A 15,702-nucleotide genomic window follows, 5' to 3' on the forward strand; every position below is an offset into this window, starting at 1 on the left:
TTATCGTTGATTCATGAGTGATCGGGAAGAGGTCCGCCGGCGCATCATCGACGCCGCGGCCACGCTGCTGCGCGACAAGGGCCGCGAGGGAGTGACGACGCGCACCGTCGGCGCCGCGGCCGGCGTTCAGGCACCCACGCTCTACCGCCTGTTCACCGACATGGACGGGCTGCTCGAAGCGGTGGCGGCCGACGGGTTCGCGCGCTACCTGGAGAAGAAGTACAGCCAGGAGCTGTCCGACGACCCCGTGGACGACCTGCGCCGCGGCTTCGACACGCATGTCGGCTTCGGCCTGGAGAACCCGGAGCACTACCTGCTCATGTACGGCCGGCCCAGCCCCGGCTCCCGCAGGCGCGTCATCGAGCAGTCGCTGGAGCGGCTTCACCAGTTGGTCCAGCGCATCGCCGTCGCGGGCCGGCTCTCCATCGGCGTCGAGGCGGCCGTCGCCATGGTGCACGCCGCGGGCGTCGGCCTCACGCTCACCCTCATCGGCACCCCTCCCGAGGAGCGCGACGCCGCACTCCCCGGCCGCGTGCGCGAGGCCATCCTCGCGGCCATCACCACGGCGGCCCCGGCGGACGCTCCGGGCGTGGCGCAGCGGGCCGTGGGCCTGAAAGCCGTGCTCGACGAGGTGCCCGGCCTGTATTCGCCGGGCGAGCGGGGCCTGCTCGACGAGCTCCTGGACCGCGCCGCGAACCACACCTGAGGCGGGCCGCCGCCGCCGCGGCGCACGATGGTTGTGCGTCCTTTTACCTGGAACGCCGCCGGCGGCGAACACGATCATCTGGTGTGCTCCTCAGCAATCGTGCCGTCTTCGCCAGCTCCGACCTCGACGAGGTCCGCGGCGAGGTCGCCAAGGTGTTCTGCCCGCACCGGCTGGACCTGGCCGGGGACGCGGACCTGCTGTCGGCCCGGTTCAACTCCGTCCAGTTCGGCTCGGTCCGCGTCAGTTACCTCGACTACGGGGCCGACGTGCACATCGAACCAGGCGACCTCGACACGTTCTTCCTGGTCATGATCCCGCTCGCCGGCCGCAGCCTGATCCGCGCCGGCGGTGAGGAGATCGTCTCCACCCCGTCGCTGGCCTCGCTGCCGTCACCGACCCGCCACCTCGACATGCGCTGGGCCGCCGGCTGCCCCCAGCTCCTGGTCAAGTTCGAGCGAACCGCGATCGAGCGCGCGCTGGAGCAGCTGCTCGGCGAGCGGCTCGGCGACCCGATCGTCTTCGGCCTCGGCATGGACCTGACGATGGGCTGGACCCGGTCCTGGCGGGACCTGGCCGACCTGCTCGTCAGGGAGGCCGAGCGCGACGACGGGCTGTCCGGCCATCCGCTGGCCATCGCGCACCTGGAGAACGCCCTGATCACCCTGCTGCTGACCATGCAGCCCTCCAACTACCGGGAACGCCTGACCGCGCCGGGACCGCCCGCGCTGCCCAAGGTCGTGCGCCGGGCGATGGAGTTCATCGAGGGGCACGCGCACCTCCCGCTCACCACCGCCGACGTCGCCGGCGCCGTCGCGGTCAGCAGCCGCTCCCTCCAGGAGGGTTTCCGCGCGCATCTCGGGCTGACCCCCATGGCCCACCTCAGGCGCGTACGGCTGGAGCGGGTGCACGACGAGCTGAGGACGGCCGATCCCGCCAGGGTCACGGTGACCACCGTGGCCGCCCGATGGGGCTTCCTGCACCAGGGACGTTTCGCCGCCCAGTACCGCGAGAGGTACGGGCAGCCGCCGTCGGAGACGCTGCGCAGGGGTTCCGCGTCAGGTGGATGAGATCCGCGCTCAGCGGATGGCCCGGCCGGGCACGCCGGCCGTACTTTCTTGTCAGGCGCCGATCACGACCTCCACCCGAAACCTCCGAAGGGACACCTCCACCATGCGCGACATCCTCATCGTCGGCGCCGGCCAGGCCGGCCTCCACCTGGCGATCGGCCTGCTCCAGCACGGCTACGACGTCACCGTGGTCTCCAACCGCACCCCCGAGTCCATCCGCGACGGCCGGGTGATGTCCGGCCAGGCCATGTTCGGCACCGCGCAGGCCCACGAGCGGAGGCTCGGCCTGGACTGGTGGGCCGAGGTCTGCCCGCCCATCGACGGCATCGCGCTCACGGTTCCGAGCCCCGAGGGCGGCAAGGCCCTCGACTGGGCGGCGCGGCTGCACGTCCCGGCCCGCTCGGTCGACCAGCGGCTGAAGATGCCGGCCTGGCTGGGCGAGTTCGAACGGCTCGGCGGCAAGCTCGTCCTGCACGACGCCACCCCGGAAGACCTGGAAGGGTACGCGGCCCGGTACGACCTGGTGCTGGTCGCCGCCGGGAAGGGGCAGATCGCCTCGCTGTTCGAGCGGGACCCCGAGCGGTCGCCGTACGCGGCGCCGCAGCGCGCGCTGGCGGTCACCTACGTCAACGGCCTGGCTCCCCGCCCCGAGCACTCGGCGGTCTGCTTCAACCTGCTTCCCGGCGTGGGCGAGTACTTCGTCTTCCCCGCGCTCACGCACACCGGCCCCTGCGAGATCATGGTGTTCGAGGGCGTGCCGGGCGGTCCCATGGACTGCTGGGGCGACGTGCGCGGCCCGGCCGAGCACCTGGCGCGCAGCCGCCGGATCCTGGAGACGTTCTTCCCGTGGGAGGCCGAGCGTTGCGCCGGGATCGAGCTCACCGACGCCAACGCGGTCCTGACCGGCCGCTTCGCCCCCACGGTCCGCCGTCCCGTCGCCGTCCTGCCTTCCGGCGCGCCGGTGCTCGGCGTCGCCGACGTGGTGGTGCTCAACGACCCGATCACCGGGCAGGGCAGCAACAACGCCGCCAAGTGCGCGGACACGTACCTGCGGGCGATCGTGGAGCGGGGCGGGCAGCCGTTCGACGCGGACTGGATGCGGCGGACCTTCGACCTCTTCTGGGCGCAGGCCCAGCACGTCACGAACTGGACCAACGCCCTGCTGGCGCCGGCCGAACCGCACCACCTGGCGCTCCTGGGCGCCGCGGGGGAACGTCCGGAGATCGCCTCCCGGTTCGTCAACGGCTTCGACGACCCGGCCGACTACGCCGACTGGTTCATGGACGCCGCCCGGGCCGAGGCCTACCTGAGCAGGGTCGCGGCATGAGGTCGCTGCGTGACGCCCTCGGGCAGTTCGCAACCGGGGTGGCGGTGATCACGACGGCGACCGCCTGCGGGGAGCGGGCCGGCGTGACCGTCAACTCCTTCACCTCGGTCTCGCTCGATCCGCCGCTGGTGCTCTGGTGCCTGTCGAAGCGGGCGCCCAGCGCGCCGCTCTTCCTGCGCGCCGGGCGGTTCGCCGTCAACGTCCTGGCCGCCGGCCAGGACCACCTGTCCAGGCGTTTCGCCACGCCGGCCGCCGACAAGTTCGCCGGGGTGGAGCTGGTCGCCGCCCCGCTGCCGATGCTGGCAGGGACGCTGGCCGGCTTCGTCTGCCGGACGGAGCGGGTGCACGACGGCGGCGACCACCACATCTTCGTCGGGGCGGTGGAGCGCTACCAGCGAGCCGAGGGAGAGCCGCTCGTCTTCCACTCGGGCCGTTACCGGGAGTTCTGGCCCGAGCTGAGCGTGGCCGACTGCGCCTGAGCGCCCGGGCTCAGAACACCTGAGCCAGGCACCCCAGCGCGACGGCCACCACGATCGCGGCCACCATCACCACTCTCATCGGTTCGGAGATGCGCAGCATGAGGTCCCTCCAGTTTCACGCGCAGTACCGGACGAGCCATTCGTCCGCGTCGTAGGCCCATCGCGCGGGGTCCGGCGCGGTGGCCGGACGCTCTTCGACGGTGTCCTCCAGCCGGATCCGCTCGGGCAGCCGGGCGAAGCGGGCACTCCGCACGCCGGTGTGGTCGACAGCCATGATGTTCCGTTCTGAGCGGGTTGAGAACGCCGATGACGCGGCTTGCGTCACCGGTTCGTATGGTGACGATGATGGCAGGGCGGGCGTCACCTGTCAAGCCGGTGACGAGAATCATGGCAGGTGGAGGCGGCGGCCCTGCCAGCGGGAGCGGAGCCATCGGTCGTGGCTCGCCACCACGATCCCGCCCGGCCCGCCGGCGCCCAGGGCCTCCTCCAGCTCGTCCGCGAGCCGGGGTGACAGGTGGTTGGTGGGCTCGTCGAGCAGCAGCACCCCGGGTGGGTCGGCCACCAGCAGTGCCAGCGCCAGCCGGCGGCGCTGGCCCACCGACAGCTCCCCCACCCGCAGGTCCACGTCACGCCGGCCGATCAGGCCGAGCGAGAGCAGCGGCACGGACTCAGCCCGCTCCCTGCCGAGTGCCCGCTCGTACGTCTCCCGCACCGTGCGGTCCGGCCGCTCGAACACGGAGTCCTGGGCCAGCAGCCCGACGGTCAGCCCGGGCCGCCGCCGTACCGCTCCCCCGGCGTCCAGCCGTCCGGCCAGAACCGCCAGGAGGGTGGACTTGCCGGCGCCGTTCGGCCCGGTGACCAGCAGCCGCTCCCCCGGAGCCAGGTCGAGCCGGTCGATGGAGAGCCGTCCGGGCACCCGCACGTCCCGCAGCGACAGCAGCGGAACCTCCTCCTCCCCTGGGCCGGCGGCCTCCTCGACCAGGGGGCGGGGCAGGAAGCGGAGCGGGGGCGGCGGGGCCGGGACCTGCTCGCGTTCCAGCTCGGCGAGCCGGCGGGCGGCGTTGCGGACCCGCCGGGAGATCTGCTGCTGCACCCGGCCGGCGCGGTGCCCGTAGCCCATCTTCTCGTTGTCGCGGCGCAACCCGTCCAGCGCCACCTGCCGTGACGTCACCGCGACGGCGTGGCGCAGCTCGCCGAGCTCCTCCTGCTCGTCGGCGTGACGCCGCTCCCAGCGCTCGCGTTCCGCGTGCTTCTCGGCCAGGTACGCGCCGTATCCGCCGCCGTACCGGACGGGCCCGTCCACCGCGGGGTCGAGATCGATCAGGTCCGTGCAGACGGCGTCCAGGAACGCCCGGTCGTGGCTCGCCACGACGACCACCCCCGTCATGCCGCGCAGCCGCTCCTCCACGAACGCCGCGGCGTCGTCGTCCAGGTGGTTGGTGGGCTCGTCCAGCAGCAGCGCGGCGGGCTGCCTGATCAGGAGCGCCGCCAGGGCGAGCCGCCCCCGCTGCCCGCCGGACAACGACACGAGCGCCCGCCCGTGCGGCACGCCGCCCAGGCCGAGCCGGTCGAGGACGATCTCCGCGCGCCTGTCGGCGTCCCAGGAGTCGCGCTGTTGCGCCTGGTCGAGCCGGGCTCCGTACGCTTCGAGCAGCGCGGCATCGTCCGGGGCCGCGGCGAGCGCGCCGGTGAGCCGGTCGAGCTCGGCCAGGTCCGTACGGGCCTCCCGCAGCGCGTCGTCGAGCACGGCAGCTACGGTGGTGTCGCCGGCGAACGGCGTTTCCTGGTGCAGGAAGCCCAGGTCGGCGGGCCGTACGACGGTGCCGGAATCCGGCTCGTCCACGCCGGCCAGCAACCGCAGCAGGGTGGACTTGCCCGCGCCGTTCTCGCCGATCAGCCCGATCCGGTGACCGGGTGCGGCGGTGAGCGAGACGCCGTCGAGCACGCGCCGCGCGCCCAGCGTGCGTACGAGATCGCGGGCGAGCAGCGCGTCACTCATCGGCGGACCCCCCGATCACCAGATCAGAGGGCCGGGAAGAGGACAGCGGGGAACAGGCGATGAACGCCTCGGACATGGGAGAAGACCTCGCGGGAGAGCACGGGCGCGCCGAAGCCGCCCGGTGGAGGGACAGGGATTCGGGGAACGACGACCGGGGCCGCGTCGGCGGCGGTCATGTGCGCCTGCCGGGGCCCGTCAACCTCCGGTATCACCCGGAGATGTCGTCGTCACCTGCCATGTCGCGGTCTCTCCTACCTCTTGATCGTCTTTTACCCTAGCAGCCGCTACGCGCCGGCGCCGCGCAGCAGGGTGTCGACCACGACGTCGGCGGCCTGGGCGGCGCTCAGCCCGGACAGGTTCTCCGCGGCCTGTTCCATCAGCGGCGGCAGGACCGTGGCCACCCAGCCGGGCGGCAGGTCGGCGCGCAGCAGGCCCTCGTCGGTGGCGCGGCGCAGGAAGACGTCCACCTCCTCGATCAGCCGGCGGCGGCGCTCGCGGAGCGTCTCCTCGCGGAGCATGCGGCTGGTCTCCACGGGCCACTTGCGGTTGACGGCGATGATGCCTTCGACGTACCGGTGCAGCGCGACCGCGACCGGCGCCTCGTGCAACCTGGCGGCCTCGACGGCCTCCTCGACCGCGTCGTAGCGGGCTCCGTAGACCGCGGCCATGAGGTCCTCGCGGGAGGCGAAGCGGCGGTAGACCGTGCGGCGGTCCACGCCCGCCGCTGCCGCGATGGCGGAGATGGTCGCCGACGGGTCGTCGGCGAGCATGCGGGCGCCCGTGCTCAGGAGGCGTTCCAGGTTGCGCATCGCGTCTGCTCTCACCTGCCCAAAGATACTCCGCTCCAGGACAGGTGCCACTCAGCTGAGAAGGTAACCGCTGTAACCGCGGCTCCGATGAGGTGCTTACGGTGGCAGTCGAATGACTCAAGATCCCAGCCTCTGCCTGCCGCGAAGGGGACCGCTCCACGCGAGGTTCCGCCTGGCCGCCGCTCCCGGTGTCTCACCGTCATCTGACTGATGTGCCCCGGTCGGCCGCCCGGGACAGTGAGGAATGCCGCACCACCTGAGACACGACACGGAGGACTCATCATGATCGATAGGCGCACCTTCGGCAAGGTCGTCGGCCTGGCGACCGGCGCGACCGTCGCCTCGCTGGCGGGCCTGGAGCAGGCGGCCTCCGCCGCCCGGAAGGCGGCCCCGCCGTCGCCGGCGGTCGCCACCGGCCCGCACCCGTCGTTCGGCTCGCTGAAGCAGGTCAAGGCCGGGCTGCTGAACATCGGTTACGCCGAGGCGGGCCCGGCCCGGGGGCCGGTGGTGATCTGCCTGCACGGCTGGCCGTACGACATCCACAGCTTCGTGGACGTCGCGCCGCAACTGGCGGCGCGGGGTTACCGGGTGATCGTGCCCTACCTGCGCGGTCACGGCACGACGAGGTTCCTGTCCGCGAAGACGTTCCGCAACGCCCAGCAGTCGGCGATCGCCCTCGACATCCTCGCGCTGATGGACGCGCTCAGGATCGACCAGGCCGTGCTCGCCGGCTTCGACTGGGGGTCGAGGACCGCCGACATCATCGCGGCCCTCTGGCCGGAGCGCTGCAAGGCCCTGGTGTCGGTGAGCGGCTACCTCATCACGAACCTCGAGGCCAACCTCGCCCCGCTGCCGCCGAAGGCCGAGTACGCCTGGTGGTACCAGTACTACTTCGCCACCGACCGGGGCCGGCAGGCCATGGAGGACAGGGACAAGCGCAACGGCCTGGCCCGGCTCGTCTGGGACACCGTCTCGCCGACCTGGGACTTCGACGACGCCACCTTCGAGCGCACGGCCGCGGCCTTCGACAACCCCGACTACGCCGCCATCGTGCTCCACAACTACCGCTGGCGGCTGAGCCTGGCCGCGGGCGAGCGCCGTTACGACGCCGTCGAGCGGCGGCTCCAGGCGCGGCCGCACATCAAGGTGCCGACGATCACCCTGGACGCCGAGCTCGACCCCTTCACCGCCGCGCCGGGTGACGGCTCGGCCTACCGGGAGATGTTCACCGGCGCCTACGAGCACCGCACGCTCAAGGGCATCGGGCACAACCTGCCGCAGGAGGCGCCCACGGCGTTCGCCCAGGCCGTCGTCGACGCGGACCGCCTCTGAGCCCGCCTCCGCCTTCGGCCACCCCCACGTGGTCGCCGGCGTGGCGCCGGTCAGGACGGCGCCTCCCAGACGGGGCGGATCTCGAGGCCCGCGCCCAGCGGGCAGTGACGCGCGATCTCCTCGGCCTCCTCCAGGTCCGCGCACTCGACGAGGTAGTAGCCCGCCAGATCCTGGCTCAGCGCCACGAACGGCCCGGGGGCCGAGACCGGCCCCCGGTCCGAGGGACGCAGCGACCTGGCCTCCGTGGCGGGCTTCAGTGCCTCCCCCGTGAACGCGATGCCGCGTTCCCGCAGGTATTGGGCGAACGCCGCGTGCTCGGCCAGCGCCGCCCCCATCTCTTCCTCCGAGACCGACTCCCAGTAGTTCTCCGGATCGAAGAGCAGCAGTGCGAACTTCATCGTGAACCTCCTCAGTCCTGACGACGAACGAGCATGCCCGAAATGGACAGGCGGGCACCTGTCCATGACCGGATCAGGCGAACCGTAGCGCCCCGGTGCATAATTGGGATGAGCCGAATTCCCAGGTCTGGCTCACTTTGACCTGCACGGGGTGGTGAATGTGAGCGGCGCTCCCCGGCTCGGCCTGCGCGGCAGGCGCAGCGAGTGCCAGGCGCTGGATCGGCTGGTCGCCGAGGCCAGGGAGGGCCGCAGCCAGGTGCTGGTGCTGCGCGGCGAGGCGGGGGTCGGAAAGTCCGCGCTGGTGGACTACCTGATGGCGAACGCCACAGGGTGCCAGACCCTGCGGGCGGCCGGCGTCGAGTCCGAGATGGAGCTGGCGTTCGCCGGGCTGCACCAGTTGTGCCTGCCGATGATCGGGAAGCTCGATCGGCTGCCCGCCCCGCAGCGGGAGGCCCTGGCCGTCGCGTTCGGCCTCAGCGCGGGCAGCGTGCCGGACCGTTTCCTGGTCGGCCTGGCGGTGCTCAGCCTGCTGGCCGAGGTGGCGGAGAAGCAGCCGCTCGTCTGCGTGGTGGACGACGCCCAGTGGCTCGACCAGGTCTCCGCGCAGACGCTGGCCTTCGTCGCGCGCCGGCTGCTCGCCGAGCGGGTGGCGCTGGTGTTCGCGGTGCGCACCTCGACGGCCGGTCCGGGCGGCGACCAGCTGCGGGGGCTGCCGGAGCTGGCGGTCAGGGGCCTGGGCTACGACGACGCTCGCGCGCTGCTGGACTCGGTGGTGCCCGGGCGGCTGGACGAGCGGGTCAGGGACCGGATCGTCGCCGAGACCCGCGGCAACCCGCTGGCGCTGCTGGAGCTGCCCCGGGGGCTGACGGTGGCCGAGCTGGCCGGCGGGTTCGGGCGGCCTGACGCGCGACCTCTGGCGAACAAGATCGAGCAGAGTTTCGTGCGCCGGATCGAGGAGCTTCCGGGCGCGACGCAACGGCTGCTGCTGGTGGCGGCCGCCGAGCCGGTGGGGGACGTCTCGCTGCTGCGACGGGTGGCCGGGCGGCTCGGGATCAGCGCGGACGCCGCGGCGGCGGCCGAGAGTGCTGGGCTGATCGAGTTCGGCACGCGGGCGCGATTCCGCCATCCGCTGGTGCGCTCGGCGGCGTACCGGGCGGCGGACCCCGAGGAACGCCAGGACGTGCACCGTGCGCTGGCCGAGGCGACCGACCCGGACTCCGACCCGGACCGCCGCGCCTGGCATCGCGCCCACGCGGCGGTCGAGCCCGACGAGGCCGTGGCCGGCGAGCTGGAGCGCTCAGCCGGCCGGGCCCAGGCGCGCGGCGGCCTGGCGGCGGCGGCCGCGTTCCTGAAGCGCGCGACCGAGCTGACGCCCGATCCCGCCAGGCGCGGAGCGCGGGCGGTGGCCGCCGCGCAGGCCACCTTCGAGGCCGGGGCTCCGGACGTGGCGCTCGAGCTGCTGTCCGCCGCGGAGATGAGCCCGCTGGGCGAGCTCCATCGCGGGCGGCTGATCCGGCTCCGCGCCCAGATCGTCTTCGCCCGCAGGCGCAGCGGTGACGCGGCGCCGTTGCTGCTCGACGCGGCCGGACGGCTGGAACGGACCGACGAGGGGCAGGCGCGCGAGGCCTACCTGGAAGCGATCGGCTCGGCGGTGTTCGCCGGCCGCCTCGGTGAGCCGGGCCTGCTGCGGCGGGTGGCCGAGGCCGCCCGCACCGCGCCGCGCGGCCCGCGGCCGCCGCGGCTCGCGGACGCGCTGCTCGACGGCCTGGCGACCCGGTTCGCCGACGGTTACGTCGCGGGGGCGCCGCTGCTGAGGCGCGCGTTGCGGGCGTTCCGGCAGGACGCGGGACGCCGCGGGGACGACATCATGCGCTGGCTCTGGCTGGCCTGGCCCGCCGCCGGCGACATGTACGACGACGAGACCTGGCACGAGCTGGCCGCGCACGCGGTCCGTACGGCCCGCGAGGCCGGCGCGCTATACTTCCTGCCCCTGGCCCTGACCTACCGCGCCGCCGTGCACGTGCACGCCGGCGAGTTCGGCGCGGCCTCCACCTTGATCGAGGAGTCCGACGCGCTGCTGAGGGTGACCGGCAACTCGCACCTCGGTTACGCCTCGCTGCTGCTGCACGCCTGGCGCGGCGCGAACGCCGAGGTGGTGGGCGTGGTCGACGCCGGCGCCGAGTGGGCGAGCACCTGGAAAGAGGGCCGGGCGATCGGCGTGCGCCCCTACCTGAACGCCGTCGTGTACAACGGTCTCGGCCGCTTCCACGACGCCCTGGCCGGCGCGGAGGAGGCGTACGCGTTCGACGACCTGGGGGTGTTCGGGTTCTCCCTCGTCGAGCTGGTCGAGGCCGGAGCCCGCGCCGGAGCCCAGGAGGCGGCGGCGACCGCGCTGCGGCAGCTCGAGGAGCGGACCCTCGCCAGCGGCACCGAGTGGGCGCTCGGCCTGCTGGCCAGGTCGAGGGCGCTGCTGTCCGGCGGCGCGACCGCCGACCGCCTGTACCGGGAGGCCATCGAGCACCTCCGGCGCAGCCGGGTCGCCGTACACCTCGCCCGCACCCACCTGGTGTACGGGGAGTGGCTTCGCCACGAGAACCGGCCCGCCGAAGCGCGCGAGCACCTGCAGACCGCCTACGAGCTGTTGAACGGTTTCGGCGCCAGGGCCTTCGCCGACCGTGCCCGCCGCGAGCTCCTGGCCCTCGGCGAGCCGGTACGCCGTCAGGCGGCCGAGGAGCAGCACGTCCTCACGGCGCAGGAGGCGCAGATCGCCCGGCTGGCCGCCGGCGGGAAGACGAACTCCGAGATCGGCGCCGAGCTGTTCATCAGCCCGCGTACCGTCGAGTGGCACCTGCGCAAGGTGTTCACCAAGCTCGACGTGGACTCGCGCAGCAAGCTGCGCGGGATGCTGACCGGCTCCTGACGCGGGCTCCGGGCCTACGCGCTCATGACGCGGGCTCCGGGCCTACGCGCTCATGACGCGTCGCATGTCGGCGATGGCGCGCAGCGTCCCGCGCACGGTGCCGGTCACCTTGGAACGTCCCGTCCTGGGCAGGTAGTCCACCTCGACCTCGGCGATCCGCCACCCGGCCGCGGCGGCACGCAGCACCATCTCCAGCGGGTAGCCGAAGCGGCGGTCGGTCAGCTCCAGCGCCAGCAGCGCCGAACGCCTGGCGGCCCGCATGGGGCCGAGATCGTGCAGCGGCGCCCCCGTACGGCGGCGCAGGTTCGCGGCGAGGACGGCGTTGCCCAGCCGGGCGTGCGGCGGCCAGGCGCCCGCGGCCTTCGGGACGCGCCGGCCGAGCACGAGGTCACCGCGCCCGCCGAGCACCGGCGCGGCCACCCGGGGCAGCTGGGCAGGGTCGAGCGAGGCGTCGGCGTCCATGAAGCAGACCAGCTCGGCCGAGGAGGCCAGCAGCCCGGCGTGGCAGGCGGCGCCGAACCCGCGCCTCGGCTCGTGGACCACCTCGGCCCCGTGATCGCGGGCGACCTGCGCGGAACGGTCGGTGGAGCCGTTGTCGGCCACGATGGGGCGGTAGCCGTCGGGCATGCGGCCGAGCACCCAGCCGAGCGCGGCCTCCTCGTTCAGGCACGGCAGGATCACGTCGATCGTCATGACCCGGCGAACTCCCTCATGCCCGCCTCGAAGCCGACCTCGGCGCGGAACCCCAGCTCGGCCGCCGCCCGTCCGGGCGAGGCGACGATGTGCCGGACGTCGCCCAGCCGGTACTCGCGCGTGACCAGGGGGCTGGGCCCGCCCCGCTCCGCGGCCAGCGCGCGGGCCATCTCTCCCACGGTGCGGGGAGTGCCGGAGGCGATGTTCCAGGCCCGCAGCTCGCCCGGCCGGACCGGTGCGGCCAGGGCGGCAAGGTTCGCCCTGGCCACGTCGCGCACGTGGACGAAGTCGCGGAGCTGGCGGCCGTCCTCGAACACCTTCGGCGCCCTGCCTGCCGCCAGCTCGGAGCGGAAGATCGCGGCCACGCCCGCGTAGGGGGTGTCGCGGGGCATGCGCGGGCCGTACACGTTGTGGTAGCGCAGCGCCGCCACCCTCCCGCCGGTCTCCCTGGCCCAGTTGGCGGCCAGGTGCTCCTGCGCGAGCTTGCTCGTGGCGTAGGCGTTGCGTGGGTCGGTGGGGGCGTCCTCCTCGATCTCCGCGCAGCGCAGGGGCTCGCCGCACCGCGGGCACGCGGGGTCGAACCGGCCCCGCTCCAGGTCGTGCACGGCCCGGGGACCCGGCCTGACCTGGCCATGAATGGCGCAGGCGTAGCGGCCCTCGCCGTAGACGACCATCGAGGAGGCCAGGACCAGGCGTTCGATCCCGTGCCTTGCCATGGCGGCGAGGAGGACGGCGGTACCGTACACGTTGACCGAGGCGTAGTCGGGCAGGTCGGCGACGTCCACCCCGAGACCCACCTTGGCGGCCTGGTGCACGACGGCGCCGACGCCCGGCAGCAGCGTGTCCAGGAGGGCGGCGTCGCGCACGTCCCCGCAGTGCCGCTCCAGGCCGGTCTCGCGCGCGTCGGCGCTGTGGCGCAGGTCCAGGCCCGCGTCGCGCATGTCCGCACCGTGCCGCGGGTCCAAGCTCGCGTCACGCACGTCGGCGCTGTGCCGTAGGTCCAGGCCGATGACGTCGAGGCCCGCGGCGCGCAGGGTCTCGGTCACGTGCCCGCCGATGAAACCGGCCGAGCCGGTGACCATCACTCTCACGCCGCCGACGGTAACCCTCCGCCCGGGGCGGTCTGAAGCGACGTAAGCGGTCCGTAAGGGTTGTTACGGACCTCGAACGGCGGTGGCCGCGGCGGTCCCGGCCGGGCTCCGGCGTGCGAGGCTGCCGCCTGTGAGCCGGTACCAGCTCGCCGTCGGCGGGATTCTCGCGGCCCTGGCAGCCGTCCTGGTCAGGACGGTGACCGAGCCCTCCGGGCTGGGCTGGTACCTGACGGCGTGGGCGCTGTTCGCGTCCGCCGTTTGGGTGGCGCGGCGGGTTCCCGAGCGCCGGCTCGGCCCGCTGGTCGTGGCCGGCGGGATCGTGCTGGCCGCGACCGGGCTGGCGGCGCCGCCGAGCAACAGCACCGACTCCTTCAGGTACGCCTGGGACGGCCGGGTGCAGGCCGCGGGCGTCTCCCCCTACGATCACCCGCCGTCCGCCCTGGAGCTCGCGGGGCTGCGCGACGGCTGGCTCTTCCCCGCCGATTGCGCCGCCCGCTATCCCCTGCCGGACGGCGGCTGCACGCGGATCAACCGCCCCACGGAGCCGACCATCTACCCGCCGGCGGCGCAGGGCTACTTCCTGCTGGTGCACTGGCTGTCGCCGGAGGGTTCGCGGCACAAGGCCCTGCAGGTGGGCGGCTGGGTGATGGCCGTGCTGGCGCTGGCGGCGCTGTGCCGGGTGGCGGGGGCCCGGCGGGCGGCGTACTGGGCGTGGTGCCCGGCGGTGCCGGTGGAGGCCGTGAACAACGCGCACGTGGACATGCTGGGCGTGCTGCTGGTGGTGCTGGCCTTCTGCGCCGTCGGCGCCGGCCGGGCCCGGGGGGCGCTGCTCGGCGCCGCCATCGCGGCCAAGCTGCTGCCGGCGACAGCGCTGCCCGGCGCCCTGTCCGGCGCACTGTCCGGCGCCCTGTCCGGAGGGCTCACGGGCCGACACACGGGCGGGCCGATGGGCCGACCCGCCGGGCGGCTCACGGGTGGCGGGGTGTGGCGGCGCGTGGCCGTCACCGTGGTGCCCGCCGCGCTCGTGGTGGGGCTGTCCTACCTGCCGTACGTCCTGGCCTCGGGCGGCTCCGTGCTGGGCTACCTGCCGGGATACCTCCAGGAGGAGCGCTACGACGGGGGTGGCGGCCGGTACGCGGTCCTGCGGCTGGTGCTGCCGGACTCGTGGGCCCCGTACGCGGCGGTCGCGGCCCTCGGCCTGATCGCCCTGTTCGTCCTGCGGTACGGCGATCCCGACCGGCCCTGGCGCGGCGCGCTGCTGGTCAGCGGCTCGCTCCTGCTGCTGTTCACCCCCGGCTACTCCTGGTACGCGCTGCTGGTCGTCGCGCTGGTCGCCATGGACGGCCGGTGGGAGTGGCTGGGCGTGGCCCTGGCAGGCGCCGTCGCCTACGCCGCCGGCCCCGGCTCGCAGTTCTACGCGGCCGCCGCCCTGGCCGTACTGATCGGCTGGGCCGCACGCCTGCGCCACCGTGCTGATGGCCGGGCCGCGCGCCCGAGCCACCGTTCTGATGGCCGGGCCGCCTGGCCGCCTTCCGCCCGTATCCCTGTGAGGACTGAGCACACTGAGCGCCCAGATAGTGATCATCGCGAAGGAACCGTTGCCGGGGCGGGTCAAGACGCGGCTGAGCCCGCCGTACAGCCCGGCCGAGGCCGCGGCGCTCGCCGAGGCGGCGCTGCGTGACAGCGTGCGCGCCGTGGCCGCGACGCCTGCGACCCAGCGGGTGCTCGCCCTGGACGGGTTGCCCGGCCGCTGGCTGCCACCGGGGTTCGTGGTGGTGCCGCAGCGCGGGGCGGGCCTGGACGAGCGCCTGGCGGCGGCCTTCGCCGACGCCCACCGTCTGCGCCCTGACCCCGTCGTGCTGATCGGCATGGACACCCCGCAGGTCACGCCCGCCCTGCTCGGCGAGGCGGGGCGGGCGCTGGAGCGGCACGACGCGGTGTACGGCCCGGCGGCCGACGGCGGCTTCTGGCTGCTCGGCCTGCGGCGTCCGGACCCGGCGCTGCTGCTGGGGGTGCCGATGTCGCATCCGGAGACCGGCAAGCACCAGCTCGACCGCCTCGAACGCGCCGGCCTGGACGTGCACCACCTGCCCGAGCTGACGGACGTCGACACCGCCGCCGACGCCGCCGCCGTCGCCGCCGACGCGCCCTCCTCCCACTTCGCCGCCGCACTGCGGGAGCTGGGCCGGTGATCGGCGAGATCTACGCCGACGCGCTCGCCGGGGAGAGCGTCGAGATCGAGTACGTCGACGGCACCCGTGTGCCGCTGGAGGCCGCGCGCTGGTTCGAGCCGATCGACGGCGACGAGGAGTTCCTGAGCCGCTGCGCCAGCCCCACGCTGGACATCGGCTCCGGTCCCGGGCGACTCACGGTGGCTCTGACCAGGCGCGGGCTCCGTTCGCTCGGCATCGACATCACCCCGCGCGCCGTCGCCCTGACCCGCCGCGCCGGCGGGTTCGCCCTGCTCAGGGACGTCTTCGAGGACCTCCCCCACAGCGGCCGCTGGGCCACCGCGCTGCTCGCCGACGGCAACATCGGCATCGGCGGCAACCCGGCGGCGCTGCTGCACCGGGTCAGGCAGCTCCTCCGGCCGGGCGGCGCCGTGCTGGCCGAGGTCGCGCCGCCCGGGACCCGGAGCCGGGTGGACCGGCTCCGGCTACGCCGGGGGCCGGTGGCCGGGCCGTGGTTCGGCTGGGCGACCGTCTCGGCGGACGACATCGGGCGCGTCGCGCTGGCCGGGGGGTTCGCGGCGGCCGGCTGCTGGACGGCACACGACCGCTGGTTCGCACGGCTCTCCTAGGACGGGCCGGCGAGGGCTCGACAGGTTCGGTACGTGCAGGGCCGGAGAGGGCTCGGCAGGGCCCGTACGTGCGGGATCGCC

Annotated in this window: 15 protein-coding genes; 9 read left to right on the forward strand and 6 right to left on the reverse strand. The window is 74.0% G+C overall.

Features of this window, described 5'->3' with window-relative positions:
* Nucleotides 1–13: 13 nt before the first annotated feature.
* The 4 genes from HD593_RS41820 (at nt 14) to HD593_RS41835 (ending at nt 3,579) form a co-directional block, all read left to right on the forward strand.
* On the forward strand, nt 14–706 hold the full coding sequence (locus HD593_RS41820) for a TetR/AcrR family transcriptional regulator (RefSeq protein ID WP_185107976.1): 693 nt from the start codon (nt 14–16) through the stop codon (nt 704–706).
* 83 nt (nt 707–789) lie between these two features.
* Nucleotides 790–1,773 carry an AraC family transcriptional regulator gene (locus tag HD593_RS41825; protein WP_185107978.1) on the forward strand — a complete coding sequence of 328 codons (984 nt, stop codon included), beginning with the start codon at nt 790–792 and terminating at the stop codon, nt 1,771–1,773.
* Between the two features lie 103 nt (nt 1,774–1,876).
* Entirely contained in the window at nt 1,877–3,100 is a 1,224-nt protein-coding gene (locus HD593_RS41830) for a styrene monooxygenase/indole monooxygenase family protein (RefSeq protein ID WP_185107980.1), read from the forward strand.
* The gene (locus HD593_RS41835) at nt 3,097–3,579 is read left to right on the forward strand and encodes a flavin reductase family protein (RefSeq protein ID WP_185107982.1); all 483 of its coding nucleotides are present in this window, start codon (nt 3,097–3,099) and stop codon (nt 3,577–3,579) included. The genes HD593_RS41830 and HD593_RS41835 overlap by 4 nt, the downstream gene beginning before the upstream one ends.
* A 115-nt stretch (nt 3,580–3,694) precedes the next feature.
* Here the strand turns inward: HD593_RS41835 and HD593_RS41840 are convergent, their stop codons facing one another.
* From HD593_RS41840 to HD593_RS41850, 3 genes are all read right to left on the reverse strand, one after another.
* Nucleotides 3,695–3,853, reverse strand: coding sequence for a hypothetical protein (locus HD593_RS41840; protein ID WP_185107984.1), 159 nt, complete (start codon nt 3,851–3,853; stop codon nt 3,695–3,697).
* A 111-nt stretch (nt 3,854–3,964) separates the two neighbouring features.
* Nucleotides 3,965–5,578 carry an ABC-F family ATP-binding cassette domain-containing protein gene (locus HD593_RS41845; protein ID WP_185107986.1) on the reverse strand — a complete coding sequence of 538 codons (1,614 nt, stop codon included), beginning with the start codon at nt 5,576–5,578 and terminating at the stop codon, nt 3,965–3,967.
* A 284-nt stretch (nt 5,579–5,862) separates the two neighbouring features.
* Nucleotides 5,863–6,402, reverse strand: coding sequence for a TetR family transcriptional regulator (locus HD593_RS41850; protein ID WP_185107988.1), 540 nt, complete (start codon nt 6,400–6,402; stop codon nt 5,863–5,865).
* 267 nt (nt 6,403–6,669) lie between these two features.
* Between HD593_RS41850 and HD593_RS41855 the strand changes: the two genes are divergently transcribed.
* Nucleotides 6,670–7,719 (forward strand): alpha/beta fold hydrolase, encoded by a 1,050-nt coding sequence (locus tag HD593_RS41855; RefSeq protein ID WP_185107990.1) that lies wholly within the window; start codon nt 6,670–6,672, stop codon nt 7,717–7,719.
* A gap of 50 nt (nt 7,720–7,769) precedes the next feature.
* Here the strand turns inward: HD593_RS41855 and HD593_RS41860 are convergent, their stop codons facing one another.
* Nucleotides 7,770–8,117: a YciI family protein gene (locus tag HD593_RS41860; RefSeq protein ID WP_185107992.1), complete on the reverse strand. Its 348-nt coding sequence runs from the start codon at nt 8,115–8,117 to the stop codon at nt 7,770–7,772.
* A 160-nt stretch (nt 8,118–8,277) separates the two neighbouring features.
* On the opposite strand from HD593_RS41860, the gene HD593_RS41865 reads away from it, so the two are divergent.
* The gene (locus HD593_RS41865) at nt 8,278–11,037 is read left to right on the forward strand and encodes a helix-turn-helix transcriptional regulator (protein WP_185107994.1); all 2,760 of its coding nucleotides are present in this window, start codon (nt 8,278–8,280) and stop codon (nt 11,035–11,037) included.
* 42 nt (nt 11,038–11,079) lie between these two features.
* On the opposite strand, the gene HD593_RS41870 is transcribed toward HD593_RS41865, so the two are convergent.
* Nucleotides 11,080–11,730: a glycosyltransferase family 2 protein gene (locus HD593_RS41870; protein ID WP_185107996.1), complete on the reverse strand. Its 651-nt coding sequence runs from the start codon at nt 11,728–11,730 to the stop codon at nt 11,080–11,082.
* Nucleotides 11,727–12,821 carry an NAD-dependent epimerase/dehydratase family protein gene (locus HD593_RS41875; protein WP_312904094.1) on the reverse strand — a complete coding sequence of 365 codons (1,095 nt, stop codon included), beginning with the start codon at nt 12,819–12,821 and terminating at the stop codon, nt 11,727–11,729. The genes HD593_RS41870 and HD593_RS41875 overlap by 4 nt, the downstream gene beginning before the upstream one ends.
* Before the next feature lie 130 nt (nt 12,822–12,951).
* Between HD593_RS41875 and HD593_RS62505 the strand changes: the two genes are divergently transcribed.
* Genes HD593_RS62505 through HD593_RS41890 form a run of 3 tightly spaced genes read left to right on the forward strand, consistent with a single transcriptional unit; the run spans nt 12,952 to nt 15,621 of the window.
* Complete coding sequence (locus tag HD593_RS62505; RefSeq protein WP_312904096.1) at nt 12,952–14,502, forward strand: glycosyltransferase 87 family protein; 1,551 nt, start codon at nt 12,952–12,954, stop codon at nt 14,500–14,502.
* The gene (locus tag HD593_RS41885; protein ID WP_246547006.1) at nt 14,420–15,013 is read left to right on the forward strand and encodes a TIGR04282 family arsenosugar biosynthesis glycosyltransferase; all 594 of its coding nucleotides are present in this window, start codon (nt 14,420–14,422) and stop codon (nt 15,011–15,013) included. Before HD593_RS62505 ends, HD593_RS41885 begins: the two co-directional genes overlap by 83 nt.
* A complete protein-coding gene (locus HD593_RS41890) occupies nt 15,010–15,621 on the forward strand; it encodes a class I SAM-dependent methyltransferase (RefSeq protein WP_185107998.1) in 612 nt (203 codons plus the stop codon). Before HD593_RS41885 ends, HD593_RS41890 begins: the two co-directional genes overlap by 4 nt.
* The last annotated feature ends 81 nt before the right edge of the window (nt 15,622–15,702 follow it).

The organism is Nonomuraea rubra (assembly GCF_014207985.1).
Lineage (GTDB): Bacteria > Actinomycetota > Actinomycetes > Streptosporangiales > Streptosporangiaceae > Nonomuraea > Nonomuraea rubra.